Annotated in this window: 13 protein-coding genes; 9 read left to right on the top strand and 4 right to left on the bottom strand. The window is 50.9% G+C overall.

The features are described 5' to 3' along the window. Window positions 1–3: 3 nt before the first annotated feature. The 3 genes from QQL65_RS01280 to QQL65_RS01270 are packed head-to-tail and all read right to left on the bottom strand — an operon-like array spanning window position 4 to window position 3,496. Window positions 4–468, bottom strand: coding sequence for a MarR family winged helix-turn-helix transcriptional regulator (locus tag QQL65_RS01280; RefSeq protein ID WP_284361245.1), 465 nt, complete (start codon window positions 466–468; stop codon window positions 4–6). Next, entirely contained in the window at window positions 465–1,211 is a 747-nt protein-coding gene (locus QQL65_RS01275) for an SDR family NAD(P)-dependent oxidoreductase (RefSeq protein WP_284361242.1), read from the bottom strand. Before QQL65_RS01275 ends, QQL65_RS01280 begins: the two co-directional genes overlap by 4 nt. After that, window positions 1,208–3,496, bottom strand: a complete 2,289-nt coding sequence (locus tag QQL65_RS01270; protein WP_284361240.1) for a bifunctional salicylyl-CoA 5-hydroxylase/oxidoreductase — start codon at window positions 3,494–3,496, stop codon at window positions 1,208–1,210. The genes QQL65_RS01275 and QQL65_RS01270 overlap by 4 nt, the downstream gene beginning before the upstream one ends. A gap of 160 nt (window positions 3,497–3,656) precedes the next feature. Here QQL65_RS01270 and QQL65_RS01265 point away from each other — a divergent pair, with 160 nt between their 5' ends. The 8 genes from QQL65_RS01265 to QQL65_RS01230 all read left to right on the top strand — a co-directional run bounded on the left by QQL65_RS01265 (window position 3,657) and on the right by QQL65_RS01230 (window position 10,134). Then, window positions 3,657–4,496, top strand: a complete 840-nt coding sequence (locus QQL65_RS01265; protein WP_284361238.1) for an alpha/beta hydrolase — start codon at window positions 3,657–3,659, stop codon at window positions 4,494–4,496. Window positions 4,497–4,766: 270 nt separating this feature from the next. Then, the gene (locus tag QQL65_RS01260; RefSeq protein WP_284361235.1) at window positions 4,767–5,912 is read left to right on the top strand and encodes an ABC transporter substrate-binding protein; all 1,146 of its coding nucleotides are present in this window, start codon (window positions 4,767–4,769) and stop codon (window positions 5,910–5,912) included. A 74-nt stretch (window positions 5,913–5,986) separates the two neighbouring features. Further along, window positions 5,987–6,907 (top strand): branched-chain amino acid ABC transporter permease, encoded by a 921-nt coding sequence (locus QQL65_RS01255; protein ID WP_284361232.1) that lies wholly within the window; start codon window positions 5,987–5,989, stop codon window positions 6,905–6,907. Continuing rightward, on the top strand, window positions 6,900–7,889 hold the full coding sequence (locus tag QQL65_RS01250) for a branched-chain amino acid ABC transporter permease (RefSeq protein ID WP_284361229.1): 990 nt from the start codon (window positions 6,900–6,902) through the stop codon (window positions 7,887–7,889). Before QQL65_RS01255 ends, QQL65_RS01250 begins: the two co-directional genes overlap by 8 nt. Beyond that, a complete protein-coding gene (locus QQL65_RS01245) occupies window positions 7,882–8,631 on the top strand; it encodes an ABC transporter ATP-binding protein (protein ID WP_284361228.1) in 750 nt (249 codons plus the stop codon). Before QQL65_RS01250 ends, QQL65_RS01245 begins: the two co-directional genes overlap by 8 nt. After that, window positions 8,628–9,317, top strand: a complete 690-nt coding sequence (locus QQL65_RS01240) for an ABC transporter ATP-binding protein (protein ID WP_284361226.1) — start codon at window positions 8,628–8,630, stop codon at window positions 9,315–9,317. The genes QQL65_RS01245 and QQL65_RS01240 overlap by 4 nt, the downstream gene beginning before the upstream one ends. Before the next feature lie 2 nt (window positions 9,318–9,319). Then, entirely contained in the window at window positions 9,320–9,736 is a 417-nt protein-coding gene (locus tag QQL65_RS01235) for an acyl-CoA thioesterase (RefSeq protein ID WP_284361224.1), read from the top strand. Next, complete coding sequence (locus tag QQL65_RS01230; RefSeq protein WP_284361223.1) at window positions 9,736–10,134, top strand: RidA family protein; 399 nt, start codon at window positions 9,736–9,738, stop codon at window positions 10,132–10,134. The genes QQL65_RS01235 and QQL65_RS01230 overlap by 1 nt, the downstream gene beginning before the upstream one ends. Here QQL65_RS01230 and QQL65_RS01225 read toward each other — a convergent pair. Next, window positions 10,131–11,030: an AraC family transcriptional regulator gene (locus QQL65_RS01225; RefSeq protein ID WP_284361220.1), complete on the bottom strand. Its 900-nt coding sequence runs from the start codon at window positions 11,028–11,030 to the stop codon at window positions 10,131–10,133. The two genes, QQL65_RS01230 and QQL65_RS01225, sit on opposite strands and share 4 nt — an antisense overlap. Window positions 11,031–11,189: 159 nt before the next feature. Between QQL65_RS01225 and QQL65_RS01220 the strand changes: the two genes are divergently transcribed. Further along, complete coding sequence (locus tag QQL65_RS01220) at window positions 11,190–12,707, top strand: flavin-containing monooxygenase (protein ID WP_379863037.1); 1,518 nt, start codon at window positions 11,190–11,192, stop codon at window positions 12,705–12,707. Window positions 12,708–12,746 lie beyond the last annotated feature (39 nt).

Raw genomic sequence — 12,746 nt, 5'->3', positions numbered from 1 at the left:
GGGTCAATGATCTTCCTCCCGCACTTTTGATAGAATGTCGATGAAATGTCCGATTTCGGTTTCGTCGATCTCTTTGAGATGCTCGTTGATCCAGCGCTCGTGCTCTGCTGCCATTTCGGCAAATTTTTCGATGCCTTTAGGGGTGAGGCGCACGAGGGTGGCGCGCTTGTCGCCCTTTACTTGCACCCGCATCACAAAACCTTCTTGCACCAATCGATCAATGATGCCGGTGACATTGCCGTTTGAGACCATCAATTGTTTGGAGAGCTGGCTCATGCGCAGCCCTTCGCGGGTGCGATCGAGCATGGCCATCACATCAAAACGCGGCAGGGTGGATTGAAAGCCAAGCCGGAGTTCTTCACGCAATTCGTTTTCGATGAACCGTGTGGTTTTGAGCATTTGCAGCCAAAGCCGCAATCGCTGTTTGCTTACAGGTTGGTCTTCAAGTTTCTCGTTTGCCACGCTCATATTTCGCCCCCTGAAATTGAAATGGCTTGTCCATTGATCCCATCAGAACCTTCGCCACATAGCCAAAGTGCGGTGGCAGATACTTCTGATGGTTCGATTAGTCGCCCTTGCGGGTTGTTTTTTGCGATGGTTGCACGCGCGTCATCTTCTTTCATGCCGGTCTTTTCAACAATCGTTTCAACGGACCGGTCCGTCATTTCTGTGTTGAGAAACCCTGGGCAGATCGCGTTGACGGTGATGCCCTTTTTCGCCACTTCAAGCGCCACAGATTTGGTGAGGCCAACCACGCCATGTTTGGCGGCGGTATATGGTGCAACATAGGCATAGCCTTTTAGGCCCGCAGTTGAAGCAACAGAAATTAGACGGCCCCAATCTTTGCCCTGCATACGCACTAGGCCCTCTTTGAGGGTTAGAAATACGCCAGTTAGATTGACTGCGATCATGCGGTTCCAACTGTCTAGGTCTGTTTTGACAATTGGGGCACTTTCCGCCGCGCCTGCATTGGCAACTACAATGTCCATGGGGCCAATTTGGTCGAACAGGGCTTTGACCGAGTTTTCGTCGGTCACATCTGCAACTACGGCTTGGATGGACTTGTGTTTTGCCGCGACCTTGTGAAGAGACGCTTTTGTGCGACCAGAAATGAAGACATTTGCGCCTTTCTCAGCGAAGGCGAGGGCCATATCTGCGCCAACGCCGGTGCCGCCACCTGTGATCAAAACCTTTTTGCCAGAAATGCTCATACCTTGATCCCTATGCCTTCAGCGCGTTCAGCGAGGCGCATCATTTGATCGCGGCCGGGGTGATATGGATCGGGCCATTCAGTTTGTTTGTCACCCAGCGCCGCTGCTGCGTGTAGCGTCCAGTATGGATTGGCAAGGTGTGGTCGCGCAAGGCAAACCAAATCGGCGCGCCCAGCAATTAGAATTGAATTCACATGGTCGGGTTCATAAATGTTGCCCACCGCCATTGTTTTAAGCCCGGTATCGTTGCGGATACGGTCTGAAAATGGTGTTTGGAACATGCGACCATAAACCGGCTTAGCGTCAGTCGAAGTTTGCCCTGCTGACACATCAATAATATCGATGCCGGTTTCAGCGAACATCTTGGCGATCTCTACCGCTTCTTCGGGCGTTACGCCGTCATCGCCAACCCAGTCATTCGCTGAAATGCGCACAGACATTGGCTTTTCGTCTGGCCATACAGCGCGCATGGCGCGGGCAACTTCGAGTGGATAGCGCATGCGATTTTCAAGCGAACCGCCATACTCGTCGCTGCGATTGTTGGACATTGGGGAAATGAAGGATGAAATCAAATAGCCGTGGGCTGCGTGCAATTCGATCATGTCAAATCCGGATCGTTCTGCCATTTCAACTGAGGATACGAATTGGTCGCGCACCATATCCATATCAGCGCGATCCATTGCCTTTGGTGTAGCGTTATTTTTTGACCAAGGAATGTCCGACGCTGAAAGAAGTGGCCAATTGTCGTTCTTAAGCGGGGCATCCATTTCTTCCCAGCCCAATTGGGTGGAGCCTTTGCGGCCTGAATGGCCAATTTGGCAGCACATCTTGGCGCTTGTTTCGGCATGCACGAAATCAGTAATACGCTTCCAAGCTGTTTCATGTTCTGGTGCATAAAGGCCTGGGCAGCCAGGTGTGATGCGACCTTCAGGTGAAACGCAGGTCATTTCCACATAAACAAGTCCCGCGCCGCCTTTGGCTCTTTCCGCATAATGGGAGAAGTGCCAGTCTGTGGGGCAGCCCCCTTTGGCTTTATATTGAGCCATCGGAGATACGACGACGCGGTTTTCCAATTCCATCTCGCGTAGTTTGAACGGGGCAAACATTGGCGCGCGGTGGGTGTTTTTTGCACCGGCTTGGGTCTGAAACCAAGTCTCGGCAGATTTAAGCCATTCAGGATCGCGCAGGCGCAGATTTTCGTGGCTAATGCGTTGTGAGCGGGTCAGCAATGAATAGTTGAATTGTACAGGATCAAGATCGAGATAGCGTTCTACTTGCTCAAACCATTCGGTGGAATTGCGGGCCGCTGACTGCAAACGCAAAACATCTAAGCGACGGTCTTCTTGGTATTTTTTGAACGCATCTTCCATTGTTGGTTCTGTGTGCAAAAATTCTGCAAGAGCGATGGCGCTTTCAAAGGCTAGCTTTGTGCCTGAGCCAATTGAGAAGTGGGCTGTTGCGGAGGCATCGCCCAAAAGCACAACATTCTCATGGTGCCATTTTTCGCACAGGACGCGTGGGAAATTGATCCAAGCAGAACCACGGATATGCTTGGCATTGGTCATCAAGCTATGACCGCCTAGATGGTCCTTGAAAATCTGTTCGCAAATCGCGATGCTTTCTTGCTGGCTTAGTTCGCCAAAGCCGAACTTGTCGAAGGTTTCTTGGCCGCACTCGACAATGAATGTGGCCGTGTCGTTGTCAAACTGATAGGCGTGGGCCCAAACCCAGCCATGCTCGGTTTCTTCAAAGATGAAGGTGAATGCGTCATCAAATTTTTGGTGGGTGCCCAGCCATACAAATTTACAGGCGCGTACATCGATGTCGGGCTTGAAATGGCCTGCAAACTCTGTGCGCGTTTTCGAATTGAGCCCGTCGGCACCGACCACCAGGTCATATTCTTTCATATATTCAGTGGCTGGTTTTGCTTCGGTGCCGAACTGCATTTCAATGTTTAGTTGGCGGGCGCGCTCTTGCAAAAGCAAAAGCATTTGTTTGCGGCCAACGCCACAAAATCCATGGCCTGTGGATACAGTTTTTGTGCCACGGTGATGCACCGCAATATCGTCCCAATAGGCGAAGTGCTCGCGGATCATATCGGACGAGATTTTGTCGTTGACCGCCATATTGTCGAGGGTCTCATCGCTCAAAACGACGCCCCAGCCAAAGGTGTCGTCGGCTTGGTTGCGTTCGATGATGGTGATGTTATGCGATGGATCGCGCAGCTTCATGCTGATGGCAAAATAGAGCGCAGCTGGGCCGCCGCCGAGGCACAAAATTCTCATCAAACCCTCCCGTTCAATTTTCAATATGATGGCACTGTCGAAAATGTATTTCAAGCTCAAAATTTTAGGCTTGAAGTATTTTTGAAATCGTGCCTCAATATGGGTGAGGATTTGATTGTGGTGACTTGCCAAAACCTGGCGGTTGCGCAACCAATAGGGGATGAACAGCGACGTGAAGCAGCCTTTGATCAAAGATTGGGATGATGCTTATTCCAATGGTGCCTATATTGATGGGGCGGATGACTTTCCGCCGCGCTGGGCCGCTTTGGCTGCTGCGTTTCGCGAGGAATTGACGGCCCTTGGTCGCGCGAAGCTTGATTTATCCTATGGTGATGCGCCGCGTGAACAGATGGATCTGTTCATGCCAGAAAGTCTGCCAAAAGGTTTGGCGATGTTTGTGCATGGTGGCTATTGGATGGCTTTCGACAAATCAAGTTGGTCCCATCTGGCAAAAGGTGCGCTGGACAATGGGTGGGCGGTTGCGCTGCCAAGCTACACGTTGGCGCCTGATGCTTCATTGACACAAATGACTGGGCAAATCGCCCGCGCAATAGAATTTGCTGCTGCCAAAATAGATGGGCCTATCCGTCTGTCTGGGCATTCAGCTGGCGGGCATTTGGTGAGCCGACAAATTTGCAGCGAGACGCCTTTGCAACGCTTTGTGCAAAAGCGAATTGAAAAAGTCGTATCGATTTCCGGGCTGCATGATTTGCGGCCCTTGATGAACACAAAAATGAACGAGACGCTCTATCTGGATGAAGATGAGGCGATGGCTGAAAGTGCTGCGTTACAACGCCCGATGGAAGATTCGGATTTGATGTGCTGGGTGGGCGCCGATGAGCGACCTGAGTTTTTACGGCAAAACAAATTGCTGGCGGAAATTTGGGCGGGATTTGGTGTGCAGACGGAGTGGCACGAGGAGGCTGAGCGCCACCATTTCAACGTCATTGATGATTTGGCGGACGCGAAATCTGCACTGTGTCAACAGTTTGCGCCTTAATCCGGCGATGCTTTAAGCTTGATATTTTAATATTGAAATATATTGAAATTCATGCACACTGAGGAGGGATGAGAAGAGCTGAGGAGAGTAACGAGTTGCCCGTTGGTGTATTGCCAATTGAGGTGACCTGTGTGTTGGAAATGCCAGATTGGTTTGCGGCTACAAGCCAATTAAAGCAATTCACGCTTTACAAAAAACACCACCTCTCTAACCTTCTTCTTATCACAAAGCGGTCACCAGTTTTGAGGTGACATTAATTGGGAGGAAAGTATGAAACACTTGAAAAAGATAGCGGCGAGTGCGCTTGCACTATCGCTTGCAGCCACGAGCATGGCCTATGCTGGTGGGGCGAAGATCGGCATGATCACGACCCTATCAGGTGGCGGTTCTGGTCTTGGCATTGATGTGCGCGATGGCTTTATGCTGGCGATCAATCAATCTGACAATAAAGATGTTGAAGTCGTGATTGAAGATGATGCACGCAAGCCTGAGTTGGCCGTGCAAATCGCAGACAAAATGATCCAAAGCGAGAAAGTCGATATTCTCACTGGTATTATTTGGTCAAACCTTGCGATGGCGGTAATTCCATCTGCAACAGCGCAGGGCAAATTCTACTTGTCACCAAATGCTGGCCCATCTCCATTGGCGGGCAAAGGGTGTCATCCAAACTACTTCAACGTGGCGTGGCAGAATGATAATTTGCACGAAGCCATGGGTGCTTATGCAAATTCTGTTGGCTACAAAAACAGCTATATCCTTGCGCCAAACTATCCAGCGGGCAAGGATGCCTTGACGGGTTATAAGCGTTTTTATGAAGGCGATTTGGCTGGTGAGGTTTACACCAAACTTGGCGCAACTGATTACGCGGCAGAAATTGCGCAAATCCGCGCCTCTGGTGCTGACAGCGTATTCTTCTTCTTGCCAGGGGGCATGGGCATTGCGTTCATGAAACAATATGCGGCATCTGGCGTTGATATTCCGGTGCTTGGCCCTGCATTCTCATTCGACCAAGGCATTTTGGGTGCGGTTGGCGACGCAGCGCTTGGTGTGAAGAACTCTTCACAATGGTCAAAAGACCTAGATAATGAAGCCAACAAGGCATTTGTTGCCAGCTTCCAAGAAGCTTATGGCCGTTTGCCTTCACTGTATGCAAGCCAAGGTTTTGACACCGCGAACTTGATCTTGTCGGCGCTTGAAGGTGCTGATGTGAAAGATGCAGATGCGTTCCGCGCTGCGCTGAAAGTTGCAGAGTTTGATTCTGTACGTGGTGACTTCCGGTTCGGCAACAACCAACACCCAATTCAAAACATCTATGTTCGTGAAGTGGTGAAAGAGGGTGATGTGTTGACCAACAAGATTGTTGGCTTGGGTCTTGAACAGCACCAAGATGCATATGCCCAAGAGTGTGGCATGTAATCTTTGAACTAACGTGCGGGGTGCTTTCGCGCTCCGCATGTTCCTTATGTAGGCTCTAGTCGGACGATTACTCCATGACAGCTGCCCTTTTTTTCGAGCAATTGCTGAACGGACTGCAATTTGGCGTCACGCTATTTCTGATGGCGGCTGGATTGACCTTGGTGTTCGGCGTGATGGGTTTGATCAATCTTGCCCATGGCTCACTCTATATGGTTGGCGCTTTTGCTTGCGCGGCAGTGGCCGCTGCAACTGGCTCCTTCTGGCTTGGTCTTGTTGCTTCAATAGTTGCTGCCGCATTTGCTGGCGCCCTAATTGAGATGACTGTGATCCGGCGATTGTATAATCGCGATCATCTGGACCAAGTGTTGGCAACGTTTGCCCTGATTTTGATCTTCTCTGAAGGGTGCCGGTTTATCTTTGGTTCGTTCCCGCTGTTTTTGGACGTGCCTGCAATTTTGGCTGGTCCGATCACTCTGCCCGGCGGATTGCCTTACCCAATTTATCGTCTTTCAATCATTGTCGTTGGTGGCTTGGTGGCCTTGGGACTTTATTTGCTTATTGCAAAAACCCGACTTGGCATTCGTATCCGCGCTGGCGAAGCAGACCGCGAAATGATCGCCGCACTCGGTGTAGATATTCGCACGCTCTACACAATTGTATTTGCATTGGGCGCTGGGCTCGCTGGCTTCGCTGGCGCGCTTGTTGGTGCCTTGCAATCGGTGCAAGTGGGTATGGGCGAGCCAGTGTTGATCCTAGCTTTCGTGGTTATCGTGATTGGCGGTATTGGTTCGATTAAGGGCGCTTTGATCGCCTCAATTTTGGTCGGGATTGTGGACACGCTCGGGCGTGTTTCCCTCCCTTCATTGTTTGGCCTGTTTATGGACCCAAGCGCGGCAAACTCCATCGGGTCGTCTTTGTCCTCAATGTTGATCTATGTGTTGATGGCGGTGGTTTTGATCTTCAAACCAGAAGGATTGGTGTCGCAAAATGGCTAGTCTTTCTCGTGAAACACTTCTCAATATTTTCCTGACCATTGGCATGCTGGCACTGCCGTTTGTGGCCACTGCGATCGATGAGCCTTTCTATATCACCCTTGCAACGCGGGTTGCGATATTGGGACTGGCCGGCGTTGGGTTGAATTTGGCGCTTGGCACTGGTGGCCTTGTGTCCTTTGGCCATGCAGCATTCTTTGGCTTGGGTGGATATGCGGCAGGCATTTTGGCCAGTCACGCGCTCAATTATACGCCGATTATGGAAAGCCCGTTTTTGATCGAAGGCACCAACCAAATGCTGATCATTTGGCTGGTCGCGATTATCGTCTCGGGCATTGGTGCCTATTTGATCGGGCTGTTGAGCCTTAGAACGTCTGGCGTCTATTTCATCATGATCACCTTAGCGTTCGCGCAGATGATCTACTACTTTGCGATTTCTTGGCCCGCCTATGGGGGCGAAGATGGTTTGTCTATCTATGTGCGCAATGCGTTTCCCGGCGTGAACACGCTTGATCCGCAAGGGTTCTATTTCATCTGCTTTGCGCTGTTGATGGCTGGCATTTGGCTTTCAGCAACGTTGAAGAATTCGCGTTTTGGTGCTGCGCTGCAATCTGCACGGCAAAATGAAGAGCGTTTGAGCGCTGTTGGCGTAAAACCCTTTAACATCAAGCTTACCGCTTTTGTTATTTCAGGCATGATGACCGGACTAGCTGGGGCGCTTTTCGCAGACCTCAACCGGTTTGTTTCCCCTTCAATGCTCTCTTGGCATATGTCGGGTGAGATCATGATTTTGGTGATTTTGGGTGGTGTTGGCCGTCTATACGGGCCGCTTGCTGGTGCCATTATTTACATCATTTTCGAGTTTATCTTTGGCGGCATGACCGAGCATTGGCAGTTCTTCTTAGGGCTTGTATTGCTTGGGGTTGTGTTGTTTGCCCGAGGCGGGGTGATTGGTTTGATCGCGGGGAGGGCACGCCATGACTAATCCCATTCTTGAGATCAAAAACCTCAACAAAAGCTTTGGCGCGTTGAAAGCCACAGACGATGTTTCGATCACCCTCAATGCGGGTGAAATCCACGCGCTGATCGGTCCTAATGGTGCGGGTAAGTCAACGCTGATCAAACAGATTTGCGGCGGGTTGTCGTCAGACAGCGGTTCAGTCATCTTCAACGGTCAAGATTTGGCCGGGCTTGATGTGGCTGAACGAGCACAGTTGGGATTGGGCCGCACTTTCCAGATATCTTCTGTGATTATGGAGTTTTCGGCGCTGCGCAATGTCATGCTTGCGGTCCAAGCAAACGCAGGCACAAGCTATCGCTTTTTCAAAAATGTGCGGACAGATAAAAAGCTTGTGGATCGCGCGATGGCGATTTTGGCGCGGGTTGAGCTTGAAGGGCGCGCTGATGTAAGCGCTGCTGAATTGTCTCATGGTGAACGACGACAGTTGGAAATTGCGCTGGCGCTGGCGCTGGAGCCGAAGGCGTTTTTGCTCGATGAACCCATGGCAGGTATGGGGCCGGAGGGCTCGAAACGGCTGATCAGCTTTCTGGATGGTTTGCGCAAAGAGGCGCCGATCTTGTTGATTGAGCATGATATGGATGCCGTGTTTTCTCTGGCGGACCGGATCTCTGTATTGGTTTATGGTCGTGTGGTTGCTTCTGGGACAGTCGATGAAATTCGCAACAATCCTGCGGTGCGCGAAGCCTATTTGGGAGAAACAGCATGAGCGAACTCCTAGATATTGAAAATATCGAAGTGTTTTACGGTCCTTCGCAAGCGCTGTTTGGGGTTAGCCTTAAGGTCGGCGAAGGTGAAGTTGTGGCGCTGATGGGCCGCAATGGGATGGGCAAGACCACCACAATTCGCACCCTTTGCCGAATGTCAAAGCAAAAGGCTGGTCGAATTGAGTTCGCAGGTTGCGACATCGGGTCCATGCCTTCGCACAAGGTTGCCCAATTGGGTGTTGGGTTGGTGCCCGAAGGGCGGCGCTGTTTCGCCAATCTTACGGTTGAAGAAAACCTGGTTGCAGCCGCTCGCGCGGGCGAATGGAGCCTTGCGCGAGTATATGAGTTGTTCCCACGCCTTGAAGAGCGGCAGGGCCAAATGGCCAACACCCTTTCTGGCGGCGAACAACAAATGCTAGCCATCGGCCGGGCGCTAATGACCAATCCTAAGCTACTTGTTTTGGATGAAGCGACCGAAGGGTTGGCGCCGGTTATCCGCGAAGAAATCTGGCGCGCTGTGCGCGAGTTAAAAGCAACTGGGCAATCGATTTTGATTGTTGATAAAACCCTATCCGAATTGCTGCCAATCGCGGATCATTGTGTCATCCTTGAACGCGGACGCACTGCTTGGACGGGAACGCCAGATGCGTTGACGCCTGAGTTGGCTGACCGGTATTTGGGGGTCTGATTATGGCGGCCTTCCAATATGATCAACCAGTGATGTTCCGTCATTGTGACCCGGCGAAAATCGTTTTCTATCCGCGTTATTTTGAAATGGTGAACACGGTAATTGAAACGTGGTTTGAGCGTGAGGCGAACTATCCATTTCTGACGATGTTTGACGACGCAAATACGGGTGTGCCAACCGCTGCAATTGAAACGCGATTTCATGCGCCTAGCCGCATGGGTGACATGCTGAACTGGACGTTGCAGGTCACGCGTTTGGGTGGCACCAGCGTAAGCTTCGACATTGACGCGCATTGCAAAGATCAAAAGCGCGTAAGCGTTGTCACAACCCTTGTGCATGTGGATGGGCAAACGGGCAAACCAAAATCATGGCCGCAAGCGGTAAGAGATAATATTCATAACTTTATGGAACGGACATAATGGCGAACATCAGTTTACACCCTGAAGGCTGGAAACCAGCAAAAGGCTACGCGAACGGCATGATCGCTGAAGGGCGCACGATTTTCGTTGGCGGCCAAATCGGCTGGAACGCTGATCAAGTTTTTGAAACCGATGATTTCATCGAACAGATGAAACAGGCCCTACGCAACATAGTCGCGGTGGTCGAACAAGCTGGTGGCGAACCAAAAGACATTGTGCGTCTAACTTGGTTCGTGACGGACAAAAAAGAGTATTTGGCCAAGCAAGCGCAAGTGGGCAAAGCCTATCGCGAAGTGATGGGCTACAATTTCCCCGCCATGACCATGGTTGTGGTTGCTGACCTGATTGAGGATCAGGCGAAAATCGAAATTGAAGCGACAGCGGTTTTGCCGGACTAATCGAATTGGCGCTTACTCGTCGACAGAGTTTGGTTTGGCGTTTCGCCAAAGGCTTCACGGTATTCTTGCGCAAAGCGCCCCAGATGCTGAAAGCCCAAATCAAGTGCAATTTGAGTAACCGTTTGGTTCGGGCCGGGTGCTAGCAACAAGTGCCGCGCCCAACGAAGGCGTTCCAATCGCAACATCTGCATGGGCGTTAGGTTGTAAGCCTTTTTAAAACTATATTGCAACGCACGCGGTGATGCGCCTGCAGCTCGCGCAATATCATCAAGCGTTAGGTCCAGATCAAATTGAGATTTGATAATCTCCATCGCGCGCTTCATTTGGTTGTTGGCGAGTTCGGTTGGCCGCGCATCAAAGAAGCATTGGATGTTGCTTGGGGCAGCTTGCAGTAGCTCAAGGATCATCTCTGACCCCGACGTTGGCATCACGTCACGGTCTGCATCTTGGAACATGTGGCGCAATCTCTGCCGCCACGTTTCGAGCTGCTTTGCTTTCATGCGGATGGTGGGTTCAAAACGAATAGGTGATTTTAGCTGACGCCCTAAGAATTGCTCGGCTTCTGCTTTGACCCGCTGAGCATCAATTTGCACGAGCAGCATTTCGCAATCTGCATGCCAGACCATTTCGGTTTTTAGGTCTGGGTTCAAGATGGTGGCAAATTCGGGTGAGCTGTCAACGATCTGATGGCCATTCTTTACCTGAGCGCGTCCACGAAGTGGGATTTGGATAAGATAAAACTCTTCCAATTCACCTGGCTTGATCTCTACTTTGCCGCCATAGCGCATGTAGTTGAACGATAGGTCGTCGGTCGCCACATGGTTGTGCACCACGTCAAGTTGTGAGGTGCCGGGCAGAATATCCAGTTTGTGCGCGCAATATTTGCGCGCGACCATTTCGCGGGCGCAATCAAGGTCGCTCGAGCGGAACAATCGATGCTTTGCCAATGGCTCGTGGACAACAGGCTTGCTTAACCAAGTGCTGTCTACGCACTTTTGCGTTTTCTGGATAGACTCCTCCCCGTATCTGCCTTTTAGTTTAGGCATAAAATAAAAATGATGCAATCGGCGGAGGAGGGGACGATGGCACAAAAGAAAAAGGTCGCAGTGATTGGTGCGGGCGTGAGCGGGCTGGTGACAGCAAAAACGTTCAAGGAAAAGGGCCACGATGTGACTGTGATTGAGCGCAGTCATGATCTTGGTGGGGTATGGGAGTTGTCACGGTCTTATCCGGACGTTCAAACCCAGAGCCCAAAAGACTTATATCGCTACACCGATAAGGCGATGCCGGATGATTATCCAGAATGGCCTAAAGGGCCGCAGGTGCACGCTTATTTGGATAGCTATGCGGCTGACTATAATCTGCGCGATCTCATTCGGTTCAACACAAGTGTTTTAGGGATGGCGCGGCGCTCGGATGGCGCAAAGGGTTGGACCTTGTCTCTGCAGGAAGAGGGCGGCAAGCCAAAAGATGAGGACTATGACTTCGTTGCGGTTTGTACCGGACAATTCAGTGAGAAAAACATTCTAACGCACCCCGGCCAAGAAGCGTTTGAAACGCAGGGCGGGAAGGTGATGCACTCGTCAGAATATACGGACCCCTCGATTGTTGAAGGCAAAGACGTAACGGTTTTGGGCTTCTCAAAGTCGGCAACAGATATTGCGGTGAACGCAGTGAAGTCTGGCGCAAAATCAGTGAACATCGTTTATCTGCAAAGCGTGTGGCGGGTGCCCTATTTCATCGGCGGGCTGATTAATTTCAAGCGCATTCTTTATATTCGCAAGCAAGAGCAGATGTTCCCAAGTTGGGGGCTAAACCCGATGCAAAAGTTTGCGCATGTGATCGCCAAACCTTTCGTTTGGGCGAATTGGCGTGGACTTGAGGCGCTGTTGAGCATTCAGTTGAAGCTGAAGAAAACGGGGCTGAAACCGGACATCAAAATTGAAGATGAGATCAATTGTTCGGTGCCGATTGTTACTCCTGGTCTGTTCGACATGATTGCCGATGGTCGGATCAAAGCGATCAAAGGAACCTTCAAAGAATATGAAGGGGACAGCGTTGTTCTAACCGGTGGGGAACGCGTGAAAACAGACATTGCAATTCAAGCGGTGGGTTGGAAGCTTGGCGTGCCGTTCTTACCCGATGAATATCAGGAAAAACTCGTAGAAGAGGATGGGCAATATCGGCTTTATCGGATCATTGCCAATCCTGACTTGCCGGATATGGGCTTTGTTGGTTTCAACTCATCTTTCTGCACGGTCTTGTGTGCAGATTTGGCGGCCAATTGGTTGGTGCGCTATGCGGATGGCAAGTTGGATAAGCAGCCAACAGCTGCTGAGATGAACAACAATATTGAGATGATGTTGAATTGGAAACGCAATGAAAAACCGTCTGCCAAAGTCTATGGCGGTTTGTGTGTTGCCCCTTACCACTTCAAACATTTTGATGAGTTACTCGATGATATGGGCGCGAAGAAGCGTCACCGCAATCCAATTGCGGAAAACCTTGCGCCGCCAAATGCGGATGCATATCGCGAGTTTTTGAATTCGACCCCAGACTACAAGGTAAGTTAGGCGGGCCGATGCTTCGCTGCCGCACCTAGCGTGCGGCAG

It is taken from the genome of Maritalea porphyrae, from assembly GCF_030159895.1.
Taxonomy (GTDB): Bacteria; Pseudomonadota; Alphaproteobacteria; order Rhizobiales; family Devosiaceae; genus Maritalea; species Maritalea porphyrae.
This window is presented reverse-complemented; position numbering and strand designations above follow the sequence as displayed.

Coding starts and splice junctions, on each gene's coding strand:
- QQL65_RS01280 (WP_284361245.1), bottom strand. CDS start 468: ATGAGCGTGGCAAACGAGAAACTTGAAGACCAACCTGTAAGCAAACAG.
- QQL65_RS01275 (WP_284361242.1), bottom strand. CDS start 1,211: ATGAGCATTTCTGGCAAAAAGGTTTTGATCACAGGTGGCGGCACCGGC.
- QQL65_RS01270 (WP_284361240.1), bottom strand. CDS start 3,496: ATGAGAATTTTGTGCCTCGGCGGCGGCCCAGCTGCGCTCTATTTTGCC.
- QQL65_RS01265 (WP_284361238.1), top strand. CDS start 3,657: ATGAACAGCGACGTGAAGCAGCCTTTGATCAAAGATTGGGATGATGCT.
- QQL65_RS01260 (WP_284361235.1), top strand. CDS start 4,767: ATGAAACACTTGAAAAAGATAGCGGCGAGTGCGCTTGCACTATCGCTT.
- QQL65_RS01255 (WP_284361232.1), top strand. CDS start 5,987: ATGACAGCTGCCCTTTTTTTCGAGCAATTGCTGAACGGACTGCAATTT.
- QQL65_RS01250 (WP_284361229.1), top strand. CDS start 6,900: ATGGCTAGTCTTTCTCGTGAAACACTTCTCAATATTTTCCTGACCATT.
- QQL65_RS01245 (WP_284361228.1), top strand. CDS start 7,882: ATGACTAATCCCATTCTTGAGATCAAAAACCTCAACAAAAGCTTTGGC.
- QQL65_RS01240 (WP_284361226.1), top strand. CDS start 8,628: ATGAGCGAACTCCTAGATATTGAAAATATCGAAGTGTTTTACGGTCCT.
- QQL65_RS01235 (WP_284361224.1), top strand. CDS start 9,320: ATGGCGGCCTTCCAATATGATCAACCAGTGATGTTCCGTCATTGTGAC.
- QQL65_RS01230 (WP_284361223.1), top strand. CDS start 9,736: ATGGCGAACATCAGTTTACACCCTGAAGGCTGGAAACCAGCAAAAGGC.
- QQL65_RS01225 (WP_284361220.1), bottom strand. CDS start 11,030: ATGGTCGCGCGCAAATATTGCGCGCACAAACTGGATATTCTGCCCGGC.
- QQL65_RS01220 (WP_379863037.1), top strand. CDS start 11,190: ATGATGCAATCGGCGGAGGAGGGGACGATGGCACAAAAGAAAAAGGTC.